At 58.2% G+C, this 18,695-nt stretch carries 16 protein-coding genes; 12 read left to right on the top strand and 4 right to left on the bottom strand.

Going from position 1 to position 18,695, the window contains the following annotated elements; genetic code table 11:
- Positions 1-334 precede the first annotated feature (334 nt).
- A complete protein-coding gene (locus tag EOS_RS19960; protein WP_047848417.1) occupies positions 335-1,240 on the bottom strand; it encodes a DMT family transporter in 906 nt (301 codons plus the stop codon).
- 503 nt (positions 1,241-1,743) lie between these two features.
- Between EOS_RS19960 and EOS_RS19955 the strand changes: the two genes are divergently transcribed.
- Positions 1,744-1,980 (top strand): hypothetical protein, encoded by a 237-nt coding sequence (locus tag EOS_RS19955; protein ID WP_047848445.1) that lies wholly within the window; start codon positions 1,744-1,746, stop codon positions 1,978-1,980.
- Positions 1,981-2,220: 240 nt separating this feature from the next.
- On the opposite strand, the gene EOS_RS19950 is transcribed toward EOS_RS19955, so the two are convergent.
- Positions 2,221-2,493, bottom strand: a complete 273-nt coding sequence (locus EOS_RS19950; protein WP_047848416.1) for a hypothetical protein — start codon at positions 2,491-2,493, stop codon at positions 2,221-2,223.
- Between the two features lie 1,245 nt (positions 2,494-3,738).
- Here EOS_RS19950 and EOS_RS19940 point away from each other — a divergent pair.
- Positions 3,739-4,374, top strand: a complete 636-nt coding sequence (locus tag EOS_RS19940; protein WP_053063978.1) for a TetR/AcrR family transcriptional regulator — start codon at positions 3,739-3,741, stop codon at positions 4,372-4,374.
- Positions 4,375-4,430: 56 nt separating this feature from the next.
- Here EOS_RS19940 and EOS_RS19935 read toward each other — a convergent pair whose 3' ends face one another.
- Positions 4,431-5,357, bottom strand: coding sequence for an SDR family NAD(P)-dependent oxidoreductase (locus EOS_RS19935; protein ID WP_200908673.1), 927 nt, complete (start codon positions 5,355-5,357; stop codon positions 4,431-4,433).
- Between the two features lie 15 nt (positions 5,358-5,372).
- Between EOS_RS19935 and EOS_RS19930 the strand changes: the two genes are divergently transcribed.
- A complete protein-coding gene (locus EOS_RS19930) occupies positions 5,373-5,774 on the top strand; it encodes a MerR family transcriptional regulator (RefSeq protein WP_047848444.1) in 402 nt (133 codons plus the stop codon).
- A 496-nt stretch (positions 5,775-6,270) separates the two neighbouring features.
- Positions 6,271-7,380, top strand: coding sequence for a patatin-like phospholipase family protein (locus EOS_RS19925; RefSeq protein ID WP_047848412.1), 1,110 nt, complete (start codon positions 6,271-6,273; stop codon positions 7,378-7,380).
- A 253-nt stretch (positions 7,381-7,633) separates the two neighbouring features.
- Here the strand turns inward: EOS_RS19925 and katG are convergent, their stop codons facing one another.
- On the bottom strand, positions 7,634-9,817 hold the full coding sequence (gene katG / locus EOS_RS19920; protein WP_047848411.1) for a catalase/peroxidase HPI: 2,184 nt from the start codon (positions 9,815-9,817) through the stop codon (positions 7,634-7,636).
- Between the two features lie 593 nt (positions 9,818-10,410).
- Between katG and EOS_RS19910 the strand changes: the two genes are divergently transcribed.
- The 8 genes from EOS_RS19910 to EOS_RS19875 all read left to right on the top strand — a co-directional run.
- Positions 10,411-11,106 (top strand): GntR family transcriptional regulator, encoded by a 696-nt coding sequence (locus tag EOS_RS19910; RefSeq protein ID WP_235442888.1) that lies wholly within the window; start codon positions 10,411-10,413, stop codon positions 11,104-11,106.
- A 53-nt stretch (positions 11,107-11,159) separates the two neighbouring features.
- Entirely contained in the window at positions 11,160-12,422 is a 1,263-nt protein-coding gene (gene mtnK / locus EOS_RS19905; protein WP_047848408.1) for an S-methyl-5-thioribose kinase, read from the top strand.
- Positions 12,423-12,505: 83 nt separating this feature from the next.
- Complete coding sequence (gene mtnA, locus EOS_RS19900) at positions 12,506-13,585, top strand: S-methyl-5-thioribose-1-phosphate isomerase (RefSeq protein WP_047848407.1); 1,080 nt, start codon at positions 12,506-12,508, stop codon at positions 13,583-13,585.
- Positions 13,586-13,590: 5 nt separating this feature from the next.
- A complete protein-coding gene (locus tag EOS_RS19895) occupies positions 13,591-14,268 on the top strand; it encodes an L-fuculose-phosphate aldolase (RefSeq protein ID WP_047848443.1) in 678 nt (225 codons plus the stop codon).
- 139 nt (positions 14,269-14,407) lie between these two features.
- Complete coding sequence (locus tag EOS_RS19890) at positions 14,408-15,505, top strand: sugar ABC transporter substrate-binding protein (protein ID WP_047848406.1); 1,098 nt, start codon at positions 14,408-14,410, stop codon at positions 15,503-15,505.
- Between the two features lie 69 nt (positions 15,506-15,574).
- Positions 15,575-17,125 carry a sugar ABC transporter ATP-binding protein gene (locus EOS_RS19885; protein WP_047848405.1) on the top strand — a complete coding sequence of 517 codons (1,551 nt, stop codon included), beginning with the start codon at positions 15,575-15,577 and terminating at the stop codon, positions 17,123-17,125.
- A complete protein-coding gene (locus tag EOS_RS19880; RefSeq protein WP_047848404.1) occupies positions 17,122-18,123 on the top strand; it encodes an ABC transporter permease in 1,002 nt (333 codons plus the stop codon). The genes EOS_RS19885 and EOS_RS19880 overlap by 4 nt, the downstream gene beginning before the upstream one ends.
- An 89-nt stretch (positions 18,124-18,212) precedes the next feature.
- A partial coding sequence (locus tag EOS_RS19875; protein WP_047848442.1) for a dihydroxyacetone kinase subunit DhaK occupies positions 18,213-18,695 on the top strand: 483 nt, incomplete at its 3' end.

Raw genomic sequence — 18,695 nt, 5'->3', positions numbered from 1 at the left:
GATACGGCATTCGCGATGGCCGGATTTCGAGCCGGACTTCCGGACATTGGTATGTTCGGCTGACGGGCGCTTGGAATCTCGCGGTTGAAGTTCGTATCACGTGCGCGTCGACAACCGGTGTCAGTTGTCGGGCGTAAAGAATCGCGAGACGTGGTTGCCGCGCGGTGGGTGCATGTAGTCGTGGGCCCGGGAGCTGCTTGGTGCGCAGTACTACACGATGGCCCCTCCGGCCGATATCCCGAGACCTTCTTCGTGCGTGCATGTCGGCGATCGACAGCGCGCGCCACGGAGCGGCCGTGCAGATTTCTACAAAGCGGTCAGCCGGCAGCGGGCGTTATTTGCCCGCTCGGAGCCTCTCGCGACCGGCGCGTTGTCGTCCGATCTGCAGCATCGCGATACTCGCAAGTATCAAGACGACGGCCGCTACTTCGAATATGCCGACCTTCTCACCAGCGGCCCAACCGATTAGCAGCGCGACCGTAGGTGTAATGTAAGTGGCGCCCGAAGCCGCAACCGCACCGAGTTCTTGCAGCAAGAAGTAGTAGATCAAAAAGGCGGTTCCGGTTCCCAGAATGCCAAGTCCGACCACCACGCCCATAGCCGCACGCCAATCCTGAAGTATCTGCCCAATACCGGCGAGGTTCGTCAGCAGAAGAAGTATGAGCAGGGCCAGTCCCACCTGCCAGGTGGCGAGTGCCAGGGGCGGTAAGTTGAGCGGTGCCAGAAAGCGACGGACGTAGACATACGACAGCCCAAGAATGATTGAGCCGGTCAGCATCCAAACAACACCCGCGTGGTTGATGGGATTGGCTGTGCCCTCCCAGGGGCGCGCAATCAGAGCGATGCCGGCAAAGCCTAAAACGACCCCAGCCGCCATCAACCCGTTGAGCTTCTCGGTTCGCAGAAGCAAGAGCGAGAAGATAGCGGTGAACAAAGCGATCGACCCGCCCAGGACGCCCGCGATGCCCGAGGGGAGCAACGCCGTTCCCTTTACGATGGCAAAGTAGTAGAAGGCCGTCGCCACAACGGCCATGACGAGGAAATGCGGCAGATGACGGGCCTGGCTGCGGTTGATCACGCCTTTATGCCAGGCCGCAGATGCCAATGGCAGGAAACCAAAAAATACCCGCAAAAGGACTATTTGCTCAGGGCTGATCAAGGCCGCAGCCCATTTCATGTAGATGAAATTCGATCCCCATATGAGGCCGAGAACAACAAAGGCAGCATAGGTAAGTATCATTGGGTATATCCACGCGGAATGGAGAGAGAAGTATGCGGATGGAATTCTCGAATATCGTATCGGGACCTCGACCGGGCAACGCTGTATGAGCTTGTCAGACGTAGATCACTAATGCTCGAAATTCAGGCTGATAACAGATCCAAAATCTTTCGGAATCTTACGTAGTGCGCCCTGGTGATCAGTTCCTTACCCGCGGAGACGCCGCTGAAACTCGAACTGTTGACGATCTGCCCGCTCGGATCGAACGTCTCAAACTGGCTCGACAGGCACCTTCGTCAGTGGCAGACGGCTGCCGCTCAAGATTCTTTGCTTGTGACGGAATCACTTTCTGTCGGCTAGCTCATCGCGTTGTTGCGACTAGCATCGCCCGCAGCGACGACAAATTCGAATTGAATATCTGCGATGTGGTAGATTTTTACGGACCCAGTCGTCCTTCACCTAGCTGCACCATGCCAGAAAATAAAGAAAAGTTTGAAGTAGACACTTCGCCGAACACCGAGCAGATAGGTCACGCACCGAGCAAGCCGAAGCGGTGGCGGCCGTCCCGTGCTCTCCGCAGCATCCTGATGGTGTTTGTCGGCTTTGTCGGCTTCGTCATCGTCTCTGGTGTTGTGCTGTACAAGCCGATCATGTATGGCGACATGATCGAGAACTTCGGCATTGTGATGATGTTGACCGTTCCGGTAATTGTGGCCGTCGCGTTCCGCGTTGGCCTGGATTCGTGGCTGGATGCAGAATGAACCGGGTCGGGAAATCACCGCGCACCGCCGGTGTCAAAAAGAGGAGCCATGAGCCGCAGAGCAGCGGTTCCATAGCATACAGTCCGATGCGCGCCAACATCCTCTGGGCGCGACAGCCCAGGCAGATGCCGTGCCGCTGAGGACAAAGCGTTGATCATAGGGCTTTGAGGTTGTCGCCAATATTGGCAACAACCTCAAATCCGCAGTAAGACTTTGCTGCTTTAACACCCGCGCTCGAATTTACGAACCAAAGTACACCGGTTGCATGCCGTCATTGGCGTCCGGGCGGATCGACGCACCGATCGCATGATCCAATCTATGGATCACACGATCCATAGATTGAAGCGGATGATGTGAACCCGACGCCGATGTGCCATCGGCCACGCCACCGTAGCTGGACGCAGCGGCGTTCTGCACGGCACCACCACTCAGTGACGCGTTCGATTGAGCGAACGAAACAGCCGGGGCGGCGAGCACCGCGGCAACCACAATGGCTTGGATAAGCGATTTCATGATGAACCTCCAGTCTTGGTTTGGCCGAACTGTTGTTCAGAGCCGGTGAATCCAAGTCTAGGTAAGAGATCGCTTAAAATTAAGTCCAGTACGCACAATGAATTATTGTGTTTTTAGGTGTAAACCCTAGTCTGTACTGCGCTGGCAGTAAGCGGGAGTCTCGGCCTGCCAAAAGATCCTCTACACGCGGCATCCAACTTTGACGCGTAGTGCGTTCCGAACCCTACAGCCATCAAGTGCTACGAGATGCCCGGTATACCGTGCCATAGGCTAACCGAGCCCAGGTTCGCAATCCCATCATGAATAAGTAGCGCAAACCCCAGCAGTGCCGCCCGACACAGCATTGCACCTTCTCCGTCGCCTAGCAGGCCGAATAGCAGTGCTCCCACCAGGAAGAGAGTGCTGGCGATGCCCGTCGACACAACAACGTCGACGAGAATTGAACGGAGAGAAGTGGCGGTTTGACTATTCATACGCTGATACCAATGATCGAAGCTCGATTGCGGACAATGAAGTCACAGGTGTTCTGTGATGTTCCTGATATCGACACCGAAAGACATTAAAGTTGGTAATCCTATGTACTTTAAGCTTAAACATCTTAAGAGCCTGTGACTTGGGTTGCACTATAGCGGCCAGATACGATGCACCAACGACGAATGCAGGATAACGGCTGCTATAACCACCTGCACCACCTGCGAACCGCCCCCGCGAATGAAGAGTTTTATCACTGTCGATCCAATGAATTGTTGGGAAGGCGGACACTCATCGTGCGTGCATTGACCGTGCCTGCCGTCGAGCCAGTTGCTGAACGCACACCACACAGTCGAACTATCTTTCCATCGTCAAGATCAAATGTAAAATGATAATCTGTACGGTGTCAAGATATTTGCTAAAGCTACATCGATGCGGGTTGTTGAGACGGGAGCCTCTTTGTGTGTCCGAGCTCGTTGTCCCTAGCCGAGGCGTCGGGTCATGCAAGGGCCGCAAAGCTTGAACGTCGACCGCCTGCCGGGCCCGCGCGCCCAGAGCGGATACTCGGACGACTACGGCAACGGCCCCTTTGTTGGACAGTTGATCTCGACCCCATAATTGGGGTACGTTTCGAATGGCAAATGCGTGCGATAGCTGGATCCACCGCCGGCCGCGCGAACGCTTGCGCAGTGAACGGAAAGCGGTCAGCGTACAAAATCGCGGCCACCCGTCGCGGCAGCACGCGGTGATGTCGCATAGTTCACAGGAGTGAAAGTGAAAGTGGCTTCGCCCAATCGGGCCGAATCGAAAGATCAGTATCACCACGGTGATCTGAAAAATGCTCTCATTGCCGCAGCAGAGGGGTTGCTCGAAGAAAAGGGGGCGAAAGAATTCTCTTTGCGAGAATGCGCTCGACGCGCCGGAGTGACGCCAACTGCCGTTGCTCATCACTTTGGAAACGCCGCGGGCTTGGTTACTGCAGTGGCTACCGTGAGCTTCGCCGAGTTCGCAAAGCTGTTGCGCGCCGCGCTGAAACGATCAGTGCTCAACGATTCTGATAGCCTCGAGGCCATATGCGAAGCCTACCTAAGATTCGCGGAGCGCAAGCCAGCTCGTTACAGAGTCATGTTTAGTGACGGCATCAGGGATAAGTCGAACGCTGACTATAATGCAGCGTGGCTAGATGCCTTCGGAATTCTCCGTGACACTGTAAAAGCCCGCCTCGGAAACGCCGAGACCGAAGACGTCTGGGCCCGAGCGTTGTCAATTTGGAGCGCACTACATGGGTTCGCAACCCTCGAAAATGCCCGAAAGCTGGATTTCCTGAAGGCACCGTTGCGAAGTGAGACTGACGCAGATCTACGAAGGAAATTTCTGCATGTCTTGTTAACGCCAGGGCGATCAAAATAGTCTCCGCGTCGAACGCTGCTTTGGGTAGGCGGCAGCGTCCGCTTCTCCTGCCTTTCTCAATGCAGTGACAGGTTACCCAAAAACGAGAGATCAGCCCCGTCACGATCCGTCGACTTGCTGATGTGCTCCCATTGCGAGGTCGCTTTATCGCGAGCCGCCTCGACCATGCGAATGGCGAACAGCGCATCGCTTCCAAGAATCAAATGGTTTGGAAGGGCGTCCATGCGAGACAGGTCAAAAATGACCTTTGCGTATTTGTTCAGATCGCCGACCTCGTTGCCCGCTAGCCCCTGCGTCATGGCAAGGAGGTGCCCGACGCTCGGCTCATAATCCGGTATCAGCTTTGGAGCATTTTTTGACGCGAGCGTGGCCCAGTTGGTTGGCATGCTCCCCGGTTCGACGGCAATGACGTTGACGCCAAACCCAGCCACCTCTTTCGCCACCGACTCCGTGAAGCCACCGACGGCGAACTTGGCAGCATGGTAGGCGCTCATGCCAGGTGCGCCCAGCCGGCCGGCTCCCGACGAGATGTTGATGATGTAACCGGAGCGTTGCTCGCGCATGACCGGAATAGCGGCACGGGTCAAGTTGACGACGCCGTAGAAGTTCGTATCCATCTGCGCCTTGAAGTCGTCTTCATGCATCTGTTCGAACGGCGCGACAGAAGCAAACCCAGCGTTGTTGACGAGAACGTCGAGACCGCCAAACGTCTCGACTGCGACTCTAACGGCGGCGTGCGCAGCGGCTCCGTTGGTTACATCGAGCGTTGCTACCGCGATTTTGTCGCCGTACTTCTCTTGGAGGTCCGCGAGCAGATCAGCTCTGCGCGCCGTTGCCACAAGGCGGTCGCCGTTATCAAGAGCGGTCTCGGCAATTCTTCTCCCGAGACCGTTTGCACTTCCCGTTATCAGCCAAGTCTTCGTCATTTCTGTTTCCTCTTTTAGATGCGGAGGCTTAGACTTTAAGTGTGGACCATACTCCATGGTCAAGGGGGCAAGATGTTGATTTCAGACTTTGCGGGGGCCACGGGGCTAAGCCGCGATACGGTGCGCTTCTATGTGCGTCTCGGTCTTCTGAGACCAAGGACAAGCGACAAGGGTGGCCGCCATCCTTACCATTTTTTTACCGCCGAGGACGTTCAGACCGCGGAGGTTATTCGGGTGGGACAGTCCCTTGGTCTGTCGCTAAAGGAGATAGCCGCGCTCGACACCGAGCGCCGCGAAAGTGGCATCGCGGGTGAGCGCCTTATCGAGATTTTGAGCGGGCAGCTCGCCAGCCTGGAAGCGAAGGCGAGGGAGTTGGAGAAGATGACCCGCTTTGTCCGCGCCAAGATTGATTGGCTGGCTGCTGGCGGGAAGGGGTCGCATCCGAATTTCGGACAATGTGGGTGCGGTGTTTAGATCGGGGGGATCCGCGAGATCGAACGACTCGTTTCCGCGAGATCTGGACACTGAGGCCTACGGCAATACTCGCTCGGCTTGCCGTGTCCAATTTCCTCGGGCGCTTCCAACTGACTCGTGGTTACTCCGCTCTTGGACCAAATCGCGCAATCACAAAGTCGACGAGAATGAGTCTTCCGGTCGCGAGAGGAACAGAATTTCGCACACTGGGTCTTTACATTTGGCAGGCGCCATCCTATTTTGATTATCAAAGAAGCACGTCCAGAACTTCAGGCGCGGGCTCGACGCAACATTCGGCGGCCGCGACCGTGCATTGCATATTTCCTCCTATCTCTTTTGCGTGGCGCGATTGCTGTCAATGGCTCTGCCTTGGGTATCAGCAATTGCACGGAATGCATACGGCGCCGTGATGGACGTCAAGTTAGAAATCCTAGGTGCGTGACGAGTCCGCAAAGCGGGGAAAAAGACGGCATGCCGACTCGAACGAGGGGGAAGGATGGCCGAGACGAAACGCATACCGACGGTGGGTCTGGCCCTCCAGGGCGGCGGTGCGCACGCGGCGTTCACGTGGGGCGTACTCGACCGCCTGTTAGACGAGGTCGCGCAAGAAAAGCTGTTCATTCGCGCGATCAGTGGCACGAGCGGTGGAGCGCTGAACGGCGCAGCATGTGCATACGGCCTGAACGAGAGCGTGCCGGAGGCAAAGCGGGCGCTCGAGCAGTTATGGACATTGGTCGGCGCCAGTTCATACTGGCACCCGTTCTACAACTTGCCCACCGAATTGCTCAACTCGCCCTGGCGCTGGAATGTGAATCTCAATCCGTTTGTGATTGTCCAAGGCATGCTCCAGCAGATTAGTTCTCCCTATGCGACGCCATGGCTGAGCAATCCCATCGGTCCCATCATGGAGAAAGTCATTCCGGACTTCGGGCTCATCAACCAGCCCAAGGCGAACGCACCCAAACTGTACGTAGCGGCGACGAATGTCGACTTAACCGCGTTGCGTATCTTCGGGCCAACCGAGATCACCGCAAAGGTGCTGATGGCGTCCGCGTGTTTCCCCACGTTGTTCGAAGCGGTTGAAATCGACGGCGAGTTCTATTGGGACGGCGGATATATGGCCAACCCTGCACTCGATCCGCTAGTCGACTCCGTCGACGACATTCTGAGTGTCCTCATCGATCCTCTCTTTGTCCAGCATGGACCTCCGCGATTTCCGGGACAGATTCTGAACCGGATCAACGAACTGAGTTTCGGCGCGTCTTGGGTCGCGGAAGTTCGACAGATCGAGTTGATCAACGAGCTTAGCGTTGAGAACACCCTTGTTCATCATGGCAAGCCCTACTCGCGCAAACGCTTCCACGTGATTCGTAGGGATCGCTTCATGGACGAGATCGGTGCCGCGTCGAAGAGCACGCCCTCCATCGAGTTATTCCGTGCCTTGCGAGATGCGGGATCGGCTGCAGCAGATTCGTGGGTGCGCGAATGTCTTCCGAGCGTTGGCAAGACCTCCACTTTTGATCTGGAGAAGGTAGTGAAGAGCAGGCTGAAAGGATCACCTGCCGCGATCCGCATGGTTCAGCAGGCAGAGGGAAAAAGGGCTTGATTGCGGATAAGCCAGCGCTGCCTCAAAGGCCGCTTTCAAAGGCCAACTGTCATTCGTTCTTTCGAGTCGATCGTCAGTTTATCGGCCTTTGCAGACGTTCGCGGCAGACGTCGTTCAGTCATCCGCGAACGACCGCTTCGAGTCATTGAGCGCCACCGCTCATGCCAACGAGCGACGGGCAAACAAAAACGGCCGATCTTGTGACCGGCCGCTTTTGCTTCGGCATAAGACCTTTAAGGTCTATCGTCTGAGATCACGCAAGGTCGAAGCGATCAAGGTTCATCACCTTGTCCCAGGCCGCTACAAAGTCATGGACAAACTTCTCCTGCGCATCCGAACTTCCATAGACTTCAGCCAAGGCCCGGAGCTGGGCGTGTGAGCCGAAGATCAGATCGACACGACTACCGGTCCACTTCAGTTCATCCGTCGCGCGATCTCGCCCTTCAAACACGTCCTTGGCATCCGATACCGCCGTCCACTCCGTGCCCATATCAAGCAGGTTCACGAAGAAGTCGTTGGTCAGCGTCGCCGGCCGCTTGGTAAAGACTCCGTGTTGGGCCTGTCCATAGTTGGCGTTCAAGACGCGCAGGCCGCCCACGAGCACCGTCATCTCCGGCGCACTCAGTGTTAGCAGTTGCGCCTTATCAACCAGCAAGGCCTCGGCCGATACGGAGAGTTTGCCCTTGAGGTAGTTGCGGAAGCCGTCCGCGATCGGTTCGAGCACGGCGAAGGCATCCACATCGGTTTGCGCCTGCGAGGCGTCCATGCGTCCCGGCGCGAAGGGAACCGTCACCGCATGACTGGCATTTTTCGCCGCTAGCTCGACGCCTGCGCAACCAGCCAACACGATCAGGTCGGCGAGCGAGACCTTCTTGCCTCCGGACTGGGCGCCGTTGAACTCGTTCTGGATACCCGTGAGGGTATCCAGAACCTTCGCCAGGTGGGCCGGCTGGTTGACTTCCCAATCCTTCTGCGGCGCGAGGCGAATGCGGGCACCGTCTGCACCCCCACGCTTGTCGGATCCACGGAAGGTGGAGGCCGACGCCCAGGCGACCGAAACCAGTTGCGAGACGGACAGCCCTGAAGCCAGGATCTTGCCCTTGAGGGCGGCAATGTCCTGCTCACCGATCAGATCATGATCGACCGCAGGAATGGGGTCTTGCCAGATCAGTTCTTCTGCCGGAACTTCCGGGCCGAGATAGCGTGCGCGCGGACCCATGTCGCGGTGCGTCAGCTTGAACCACGCCCGCGCGAACGCATCGGCTAACTGATCCGGATTCTCGTAGAAGCGCCTTGAAATTTTTTCGTAAGCAGGATCGAATCGTAACGAGAGGTCGGTTGTCAGCATGGAGGGTGCATGGTGCTTGGACGGGTCGTACGCATCGGGGATGGCGCCTGCCCCTGCGTCGCCCTTCGGCTTCCATTGATGCGCACCGGCAGGACTCTTCGTCAGTTCCCATTCGTAGCCGAACAGGTTTTTAAAGAAGTCATTGCTCCACTTCGTTGGCGTAGTGCTCCAGGTGACTTCCAGGCCGCTGGAGATGGCGTCACCGCCCGAGCCCGTGCCAAAGCTGCTCTTCCAGCCGAGGCCCTGCTGCTCGATGCTGGCCGCTTCCGGCTCGGGCCCCACATGGGTCGCGGGACCGGCACCGTGGGTTTTGCCGAAGGTGTGGCCGCCCGCGATGAGTGCAACCGTCTCTTCGTCGTTCATCGCCATGCGAGCAAAAGTCTCGCGAATATCTGTAGCCGCTGCGACCGGATCCGGGTTGCCGTTCGGGCCTTCCGGGTTGACGTAAATCAGACCCATCTGCACGGCAGCGAGGGGATTTTCGAGGTCGCGCACGCCGGTGTAGCGTTTGTCACCACCCAGCCAGGTGGTTTCCGAACCCCAGTAGACGTCTTCTTCCGGCTCCCACACGTCCGGGCGTCCGCCGCCGAAACCAAAGGTCTTGAATCCCATTGACTCCAGCGCGACGTTGCCGGTGAGAATGATGAGGTCGGCCCATGAGATTTTCCGGCCATATTTCTGCTTGATCGGCCAGATTAGCCTGCGTGCCTTGTCGAGGCTGACGTTGTCGGGCCAGCTGTTGAGAGGCGCGAAGCGCTGCTGGCCGGCACCGGCGCCGCCACGACCGTCACCGGTGCGATACGTGCCGGCGCTGTGCCATGCCATGCGAATGAAAAAAGGTCCGTAGTGGCCAAAGTCCGCCGGCCACCAGTCCTGTGAGTCGGTCATCAGCGCCAGCAGATCCTTCTTCACGGCCGCCAGGTCGAGACTCTTGAACGCTTCAGCGTAGTTGAAGTTCTTGTCCATCGGGTCGGACAGGGACGAGTGTTGATGCAGGATTTTCAGATTCAGTTGATTGGGCCACCAGTCTCGGTTCGACGTACCGTCGCCAGCGGTGTGGTTAAACGGACACTTCGCTTCAGTCGACATGTGCTTGCTCCTTGGATCGTTTGTACTCAACTACTCGGCTTCGTTTAGAGTTCGGGCAGTGGCCTTACATGCTAATGTCTCGCAACTTAGGCGGGAAATAGGTTTATTTGATGGCGATGCATCAAAAAACCTAAGGCCAAGGCCTTCCCGTCGTTTCCGGTTAATGCCGTGGAGTAGCCGGAAAGCAGCGTTGGCTAAGAACGGTTCTGGTCATTCGACCCTCCTCGAAATCGGCGCTGCGCTACGTGCGATAACTAATATAGGCGCGTTCCGTAGATTGGGGTCGACTGACAGTGGCTCCGCAGTTAGAACGCCTTCGTGGCCGTGCATCGCTTCGACACGCGCGACGACGATTGCAAAGCCCTCCGGCTCGCCGTAGATGAACGTCATGCTTTCGACTACGGCGTCCATTCGTAACGCACACTCCTCAATTCGAAGTCGTACCGCCTCCGCGGCACCGCGACCGCCTGAACCCACCCCAAATTCCCGCCAAAAAATCAGGGTAAGTCCTGAAGAAAACATCAGACGTCTGATGTATCTTGCATCAAGACAACCCAAAAGAACGAGCCATGCGCCTTAGTGTCGAGCGATCGATGAGCGAGAAAATCCAGGAATCCCTGCTCACCATGATTCGTGAAAAGGCGCTTAAGCCCGGCGATCAGATTCCCACTGAAATTGAGCTTTGCGAGCAACTTGGCGTAGGGCGCTCCAGCCTGCGCGAGGCCGTGGCGCAGATGATTTCCCACGGGCTTTTATTGCGCATACAGGGCCGGGGTACCTTCATCAGACAAATTGCTTTAAAGCTGGAAGGTGGTCTGGATGATCTGATGTCCGTAACCGACATGATCAAGAGCGTCGGAGCGATTCCCTCGACCAGCCGTTTGCAGATAAAACCCATTGCCGCCTCGGAGAGCCTGGCGCAAAAACTGGCTTTGCAAGTGGGCGACCCTTGTGTGCGGATCGAACGAGTAAGGTGGGCTGATGACGCCATTGCAGCGTATTGCATCGACATCGTGCCGAAGGCTTTGTACGACGCAGCCAATAGCGATCTGGGCGAGTCCTTGTTCGCCATGTTTGAGCGCACCGGGCTTCGCCTGTCGCATACGCATAGCTCCATTCAACCGACGATCCTGACCTCAAGGGATTTGCCCGAGCTGCGGGAAGGGGTCGGTCTGTTCCTGCTGCTCGATGAAGTGGACTTCGACGACACGGGTAAACCCATCTGTTACAGCAACGACTACTACAACACCAGCATCTTCAAGTTCGACCTGGTGCGCAAGCGCCGCTAAGTATGTCGCTAACTAAGCCACTAAGCCTGACGAAGTCCGTGGAGGAGACACCGATGGAATTTGAAGCGTTGAATTCTGCTGAATTGACGGCTTACCTTAGAGGCGTTCCGGCAGTGCGCGAGTTGCTCGGCGATACCAGCGAGCTGGACGTTGTCGAAGTCGGCGATGGCAATCTGAACTTCGTTTATTTCGTGAGTAACAGCCAGTCGCCGGAAAAAAGCGTCGTCGTCAAACAAGCGCCACCTTTTCTTCGTCTGGTAGGAACGAGCTGGCCGCTAACGCGGCAGCGCATGGAGCATGAGGTGGCAGCACTGCGCCGGTTCGGCGCTTTATGTCCCCAACACGTACCGCAGGTTTATCACGCAGACAGCAAGCTGTTCCTGATGGTCATGCAGCATTTGTCCTCGCACAAGATCCTGCGCCAAGGCTTGATGGAAGGCATTGTTTATCCGAAGTTGGGCGATCATCTTTCCACTTATCTGGCTCATACGCTGTTCTTCTGTTCGGATCTTTTTCTCGCGCCGCATGTGAAGAAGGAGGCCGTCAGCGCGGCCGTCAATAGCGAGCTGTGCAAGATCACCGAGGACCTGGTCTTTACCTATCCGTTCGAAGATCATCCTTCGAACAGCTATAGCCCGGCTTTGCCTCAGTCGGCGATAGACCGGCTCAGGACGTCGGAGGCACTGCGTATTGCAGTGGCGGAAATGAAGTGGGCCTTCATGAACCACGCAGAGAGTTTGCTGCATGGCGACCTGCATACCGGATCGATCATGATCAATCAGGACGAGACCTTCGTGATTGACCCAGAGTTCGCTTTCTACGGGCCTATGGGTTTCGATGCCGGCGCGATCCTGGCGAATCTGTGGCTAGCGTACTTTTCTCGCGACTGGCATGGGCGCGTGGGAGGCGAGGATCCTGAACGCTATCAGCAATGGCTGCTTGAACAGGCCGCTCAGATCTGGAATGGATTCTCGGATAAGTTCCTGAATCTCTGGCGCGATCAGGAGAGCCGCAGCAAGCGGCATTTCATTGGCGACGATCCTGACGAAAAGTGCTCGGAAGCATTTCGAACCCATTTCATGCGGCGGCTGTTTGCGGACACACTCGGTTTTGCCGGTTGCAAGATGATTCGCCGGATTGTGGGGATGGCGAAGGTCGCGGAGATCACGAGCATTCCCGACGAAGCGGCACGCGCAACTATTGAGGTGCGTTGTCTGAAATTTGCCGAAGCCTTGCTGGTGCAACGTCAGCAGTTCGACAGCATAGACGAGGTTCTGGCTCAGGCAAGAACCATTCGAGCGCAGCGCGAGGATTGAATGTGAGCCCGAATGTGAGCCCTTTACCCGGTATCGATACCGACACCTCAATTCAGGACAATGTAATTCAATCCGGAGAATTTATGGTTTCGCAGTCCCCTTTCGCAGCCCTTCCGGCGACTCTTGCCTGGCAAGAGGACGGTTTGTATCTTCTGGACCAGACGCGTTTGCCGCAGGAAATTGTGGTCGAGAGAATAAGCGAGGTGGAAGAAGTATGGCGCTGGATTCATGAGTTGCGGGTGCGCGGCGCACCGGCAATAGGGGTCGCTGCAGCCTATGGTTTGTGCGTGGCCATGCAACCCTTGCGGCACCTTTCAATGCAGGATTTTCAGGTGCAGTTGACGCAGCAGGCCAGTTTCCTGGACTCGGCGCGGCCTACCGCGGTGAATTTAAGCTGGAGCCTCAAGCGCATGTTAAGGGCTGCGGAAAGCTCGGGCGCACAAGACTCTGCTGCTTTATACGACGTGCTGGTTGCGGAGGCCACGGAGATTCACACCGAGGATCAAGCGCTTTGTGCTGGCATCGGCACGCATGGCTTGTCCCTGATCACGCCCGGTTGCGGCGTGCTGACCCATTGCAATGCGGGCGCGTTGGCTACAACCGGAGTGGGCACCGCGACTGCACCGATCTACATGGCGCATCGACAGGGGGTGCCGTTCCGTGTGTTCGCCGACGAAACACGTCCCTTGCTGCAAGGTTCGCGTCTGACCGCCTTTGAACTGCAAAGAGCGGGCGTAGACGTGACGCTGATCACCGACAGCATGGCGGCTTCGATCATGGCGCAAGGGTTGGTGAACCTGGTGATTGTAGGCACGGACCGGGTGGCGGCTAACGGCGACTTCGCCAACAAGATCGGCACGCTGAGCGTCGCCATTGCCGCGCGCTATTTCGGCATCCCTTTCTATGTGGCGTGTCCGTCGTCAACGCTCGACCTGTTGACAGCGAACGGCGCTGGCATTGTGATTGAAGAGCGGAAAGACCATGAAGTGACGCATGTGGCGGGGCAGCCTACCGCGCCTGTCGATATCAAAGTGCGCAACCCGGCTTTCGATGTCACGCCTCATGATCTGGTGACCGGCTTCATTACCGAACGAGGGATTGTCCAACAGCCCTTCGATAAAAATTTCGCCGTACTGTTTGCATCCGGCGGGGGGGCGTTGTGAAGAGCATGGTGGAAGCCGAGACCGCTTTACGCAGGGAAGTGATCGAGACGGCTCTCGAGATGGAGCGTCTCGGTATCAATCAGGGAACCTCTGGAAATATCAGTGCACGTTGGCGGGATGGCTTGCTGATCACGCCGAGTGGCGTTCCGTATGCGGACCTGCAAGCGCAGGATATCGTCTGGTTGCCGCTTGACGTGAGCGACGACGCAGACGTTTTCCAGCAAAGCCGGCCATCGACGGAATGGCGGTTTCATCGCGACATCCTGTATTCGCGGCCCGAGATCAACGCGGTGGTGCATACGCATTCGAATGCGGCTACAGCGATGGCGATTCACAACCGCGATATTCCCCCGCACCACTACATGGTGGCGGTTGCCGGCGGCAATTCCATTCGGTGCGCGCCGTATGCAACCTTCGGTAGCCAGGCGCTGTCCGCTCATGCCATTACCGCTTTGAAGGATCGGTCGGCGTGCCTGCTCGCGCACCACGGCGTGATCGCTCTTGGACATGATCTCGCCCGCGCGTTGTGGCTGGCTAACGAAGTGGAAGTCCTCGCGCAACAGTATCTGCTGGCTTGCCAGCTCGGAACGCCGCCGCTCCTTTCCGATGAGGCAATCAACGAGGTCATCGAAAAATTCAAGGGATATGGTTTGCGCCGGAAGTCCGAACCGGATGCGGGCTGATGGCAATGGGTGTGGATTCTGATGTAGGTGAACGCCGGGCACCAACAACCTCTGGCGGATTGAGCTAGTCGAAGCAAGCACATGGAACAGATGCAAGTCATCTCATACTGCTTTTAAAACTTGAACAACGGAGACGGTTATGGCTTGGAATTCAGAAAGGTTCGACAGATGGTCGAAGGTCGGCGCATCGGCGGGAGCAATCGTGCTTTGCGCGGCTGCCGCGCTAAGCGGTTGCTCGAAGAATGAATCGTCGACTACGGCATCGACGGATGCAGGAGCGAGCGCCGCGGCAAGCGCGGCACCGGTAGCGGCAGCGGGCGGTGGCAAGGTCAAGGTCGGCTTTTCAGTTTCCACCTTGAACAACGCATTTTTTGTCGGCTTGAAAGCAGGGGTCGAGAAGGGCTCCAAAGCGCAGGGCTTCGATCTCGTTCAGACCAATGCCAACGGCGACGCACAGCAACAGGTCAACGACGCCATCAACCTGCTGAGCCAGGGTGTGACGGCCCTGGTGCTCAATCCGATCGATTCGAAAGCGATTATCCCCGCTGTCGAGAAAGCGAACTCGATGGGTATTCCCGTGTTCACGCTGGACCGTGGTTCGGACGGTGGCAAGGTCACGTCCTTCGTGGCGTCGGATAACGTGGCGCTCGGTGCGACTGCCGCGAAGTGGATCGCGGACCAGTTGACGAAGCGCTATGGCTCCGCGAAAGGCAATGTGGTTGACCTGATCGGACTGGTCGGCACCACGGCCGCCACCGACCGCGAAAAGGGCTTTAGCGATGCGATCGCCAAGTATCCGGACATCAAGGTGGTTGCACGTCAGGAAGGCGCGTTCGACCAGGAAAAATCGCTCAATGCGATGACGAACATCCTGCAAAAGTACCCGCAGATCGATGCGGTTTTCGGCGCGAACGACGACAACACCGTGGGCGCCGAGAAGGCAATCGACAACGCGGGACGCTACAAGCCGCTTGGCGCCAAGGACCATATCATGGTCATCGGCGCGGACGGCACGGCGCAGGCGCTCTCCGCTATTCGAGCGGGCAAGCAGGACGCGACCATTTCGCAGAACCCTATCGAGATGTCAGCGAAGGCGCTGAGCTTTATCGCTGATTACAGCGCCAAGCAGTCCGTTCCGGCGGACTATGCATGGCCGACCTTGCTGATCGACAAGGGCAACATCGATTCGGATGAGACCAAGAAGTACGGCCTCTGGTCCGAGCAGGTCAGTCAATAAGCGGCTAATGCGCGCTCTTCCGCGACGGAGAGCGCGCACTCGCATGTGAAATTCAGTTGAGACCCGAACATGAAGAGTGAGAGGGGTTCCGAGCTACACGTCAGCGATCAGGCCGCGGCCACGGCTACTGCGCCGCCGCTGTTGCGCATGGAAGGCATCGTCAAGAGCTTCCCCGGCGTCAAGGCGCTGCGCGGTGTCAGTCTCGAGTTGCAGGCCGGTCACGTGATGGGCATCGTCGGTGAGAACGGCGCCGGAAAATCGTCGCTGATCAAGACGCTTTCCGGCGCTTACGAGCCGGACGAAGGCACGATCGAAATCAACGGCCGGCCGCTGGCGCGCGGCACCCATGCCGCCATCGACGCAGGCGTGGCCGTGATCTATCAAGAGCTTTCGCTGATCAACGACATGACGGTCGCGGAGAACCTGTTTCTCGGCCGCATGCCTTCGCGAAGCGGTTTGGTGTTGCGCAAGCAGGTCAATGAAATGGCGCGGACGGCGCTAGCGCAAGTCGGCCTCGAAGGTGTCTCGCCGTCCATGCGACTAGGTGACCTGCCCTTGAATAAACGCCAGCTTGTCGAGGTCGCAAAGGCGCTGGCGCGCGACGCACGCATTCTCGTGATGGACGAACCCACCGCTGCGCTGCAACGTGGCGACATCGCGAATCTCTACGCCGTGGTCCGGCGTTTGCGTGCAGCCGGCATGGGCATCATCTTTATCTCGCACCATCTTGAAGAGGTGTTCGAGCTGGCGGATTCGGCCGTTGTCATGCGCGACGGCGCGACCGTCGGCGCACGTCCCATGGCGCAGTGGACCGAACAGGATCTGGTGCAGGCAATGGTCGCCCGCAATCTCGATTCGTTCTATCCGTGGGAGCCGCGCGACTATGGCCCGGTGGTGCTGGAGGTGCGCAATCTTGCCAGCCCGCCGATGCTGCGCAACGCGAGCTTCAGCGTGCGCGCAGGAGAAATCGTGGGGATTGCCGGCATTGCGGGCGCGGGGCGCACCGAGTTGCTCAAGGCGATTTTTGGCGCACTGCCGCTAAGCGGCGGGGAAGTTTTGATACGTGGTCAGAAGGTGTTCATCGGATCGCCCGCGCAAGGCGTGCGCAACGGGCTTGTTTATACGTCCGAGGATCGAAAGCTCGAAGGGCTCGTGCTCGATGCGAGTATCGAAGAAAACGTCGCGCTCTCCAGCTTGCTTGCGCTCGCCACGGGTGGCTTCGTCAGCAACGCGAAGAAGCGCAAGCTCGCTCAGGAAGCGAGCGCACGTTTTGGCGTGCGTGCGTCGTCGGTCACGCAGATCACCGGAAACCTGTCGGGTGGCAACCAGCAGAAGGTCATTCTCGGCCGCGCGACCGCGACACAGCCTGCAGTGATCATGCTGGACGAACCCACGCGCGGTATCGATGTCGGCGCGAAGACCGAGATCTACGCGCATATGGTTTCGATGGCGCGCGCAGGCGCCGCCGTCATCATGGTCAGTTCGGAATTGCCGGAACTGCTCGGCATGTCGGATCGGGTACTCGTGATGTACCGGGGCAATATCGTGACCGAGATTCCACGCGAGCAGGCGGATTCCGAAGCGGTTATTCAGTGGGCAACAACAGGAGTAGGGGCATGACCTCCACGGCAGCGAATCAGGCGGATTCGGACGCGCTCCCCCGCCGCATCATCCGGCAGTTGCGAAGCGGTCTCGGCCCGTTGCTCGCGGCGCTGATCCTGATCTGTATCGGCTTGTCGGTTGCATCGCCGGAGTTCCTGACTACCAGCACGCTCACCAACATCATGGTGCAGGTGTCGGTGGTGGGCATTGCGGCGGTCGGCGGCACGTTCGTGATCATTACATCGGGCATCGATCTTTCCGTAGGCTCGCTGGTCGCTTTGAGCGGCATGGTCGCGGCCACCGTCATGGCCGGCTCGAGTCCCGACAACGTGGTGCTCGGTCTCGCCGGTTTAGGTGTGGCGTTGGCGATGGGCGCTTTGGTCGGCGCGTTGAACGGCTTGTCGGTTGCGTGGCTGAGGCTCGTGCCGTTCATCGTGACGCTCGCGATGATGGCGATGGCACGCGGCCTCACGCTTGCCATCTCGGATGGGCGGACCAAGTTCGATTTTCCGAATACGTTCACGGCGTTTGGCGCCAAGACACTGGCAGGCCTGCCGGCACCGATGATCGTCATGCTGGTGGTGTTCGTGATCGGTCATGTGCTGCTGCGCAAGACGACCTTCGGGCATCAGGTGTTCGCAGTCGGCGGCAACAAGGAAGCGGCGCGGCTTGCCGGTATCCCGGTGAATCGGGTGATCTTCCTTACCTACACGCTGGCCGGAGTGACGGCGGCCATAGCAGGCATTGTGCTGGCAGGGCGGCTCAACTCGGCGTTGCCGTCGGCGGCTAACGGGCTGGAATTGCAGGTGATTGCAGGCGTTGTGATCGGCGGTACGTCGCTTGCCGGAGGCCGCGGTTCGATCGTTGGGACCTTCATCGGCGTGGTGCTGATCGGCGTGATCAATGTCGGCTTGTCGCTGCTTGGCGTGAATCCGTTCTGGACGCAATTCATTCAGGGCGGCGTCATTTTTGCCGCGGTCCTGCTCGATGCAGTCAGCCAGCGACGCAAGCTCTGAGTGCAGGAACTTGGACCGAAGGACTATAGAACCCCGCACGGTCAGGCAAATGCACCCCGAACGTGCCGCGCTTCAAGGAGACTCAACCCGTGAAAAAGATCATCAATCAGCCTGAGAATTTTGTCGACGAAGTAATCGATGCGTTGCTGCTCGCCCACCCCGGCTGGATCAAGGCGGCGACCGCAGACCGCCGCGCGCTGGTGCGCGCGGACGCGCCCAAGCAAGGTCGCGTGGGCATTGTCACGGGGGGCGGCTCGGGTCACATGCCGGGTTTCCTGGGTTACGTGGGAGAAGGGCTGTGCGGCGGCGTGGCCGTGGGCAATGTGTTTTCGTCGCCATCGTCCGAGCAGATCTTCGAGGCGACCAAGGCTGTGAACGGCGGTGCGGGCGTGCTGTACGTGTATGGCAATTACGGTGGCGATGTCTTCAACTTCGACCTTGCGTCCGACATGGCCGAGCTCGAAGGTATCGACATCAAGACCGTGGTCCTGACCGACGACGTAGCCTCCGCGCCGGCCGAGCGCAGCGTGGACCGGCGCGGCGTGGCCGGCATGGTGTTCGCATTCAAGTGC

The organism is Caballeronia mineralivorans PML1(12), from assembly GCF_001028175.1.
Taxonomy (GTDB): Bacteria; Pseudomonadota; Gammaproteobacteria; order Burkholderiales; family Burkholderiaceae; genus Caballeronia; species Caballeronia mineralivorans.
This window is presented reverse-complemented; position numbering and strand designations above follow the sequence as displayed.

Bases quoted from the DNA above. Each gene is read 5' to 3' on its own strand.
- EOS_RS19960 (WP_047848417.1), bottom strand. From the start codon at position 1,240: ATGATACTTACCTATGCTGCCTTTGTTGTTCTCGGCCTCATATGGGGA.
- EOS_RS19950 (WP_047848416.1), bottom strand. From the start codon at position 2,493: ATGAAATCGCTTATCCAAGCCATTGTGGTTGCCGCGGTGCTCGCCGCC.
- EOS_RS19935 (WP_200908673.1), bottom strand. From the start codon at position 5,357: ATGGAGTATGGTCCACACTTAAAGTCTAAGCCTCCGCATCTAAAAGAG.
- EOS_RS19930 (WP_047848444.1), top strand. From the start codon at position 5,373: ATGTTGATTTCAGACTTTGCGGGGGCCACGGGGCTAAGCCGCGATACG.
- EOS_RS19925 (WP_047848412.1), top strand. From the start codon at position 6,271: ATGGCCGAGACGAAACGCATACCGACGGTGGGTCTGGCCCTCCAGGGC.
- katG (WP_047848411.1), bottom strand. From the start codon at position 9,817: ATGTCGACTGAAGCGAAGTGTCCGTTTAACCACACCGCTGGCGACGGT.
- EOS_RS19910 (WP_235442888.1), top strand. From the start codon at position 10,411: ATGAGCGAGAAAATCCAGGAATCCCTGCTCACCATGATTCGTGAAAAG.
- mtnK (WP_047848408.1), top strand. From the start codon at position 11,160: ATGGAATTTGAAGCGTTGAATTCTGCTGAATTGACGGCTTACCTTAGA.
- mtnA (WP_047848407.1), top strand. From the start codon at position 12,506: ATGGTTTCGCAGTCCCCTTTCGCAGCCCTTCCGGCGACTCTTGCCTGG.
- EOS_RS19895 (WP_047848443.1), top strand. From the start codon at position 13,591: ATGGTGGAAGCCGAGACCGCTTTACGCAGGGAAGTGATCGAGACGGCT.
- EOS_RS19890 (WP_047848406.1), top strand. From the start codon at position 14,408: ATGGCTTGGAATTCAGAAAGGTTCGACAGATGGTCGAAGGTCGGCGCA.
- EOS_RS19885 (WP_047848405.1), top strand. From the start codon at position 15,575: ATGAAGAGTGAGAGGGGTTCCGAGCTACACGTCAGCGATCAGGCCGCG.
- EOS_RS19880 (WP_047848404.1), top strand. From the start codon at position 17,122: ATGACCTCCACGGCAGCGAATCAGGCGGATTCGGACGCGCTCCCCCGC.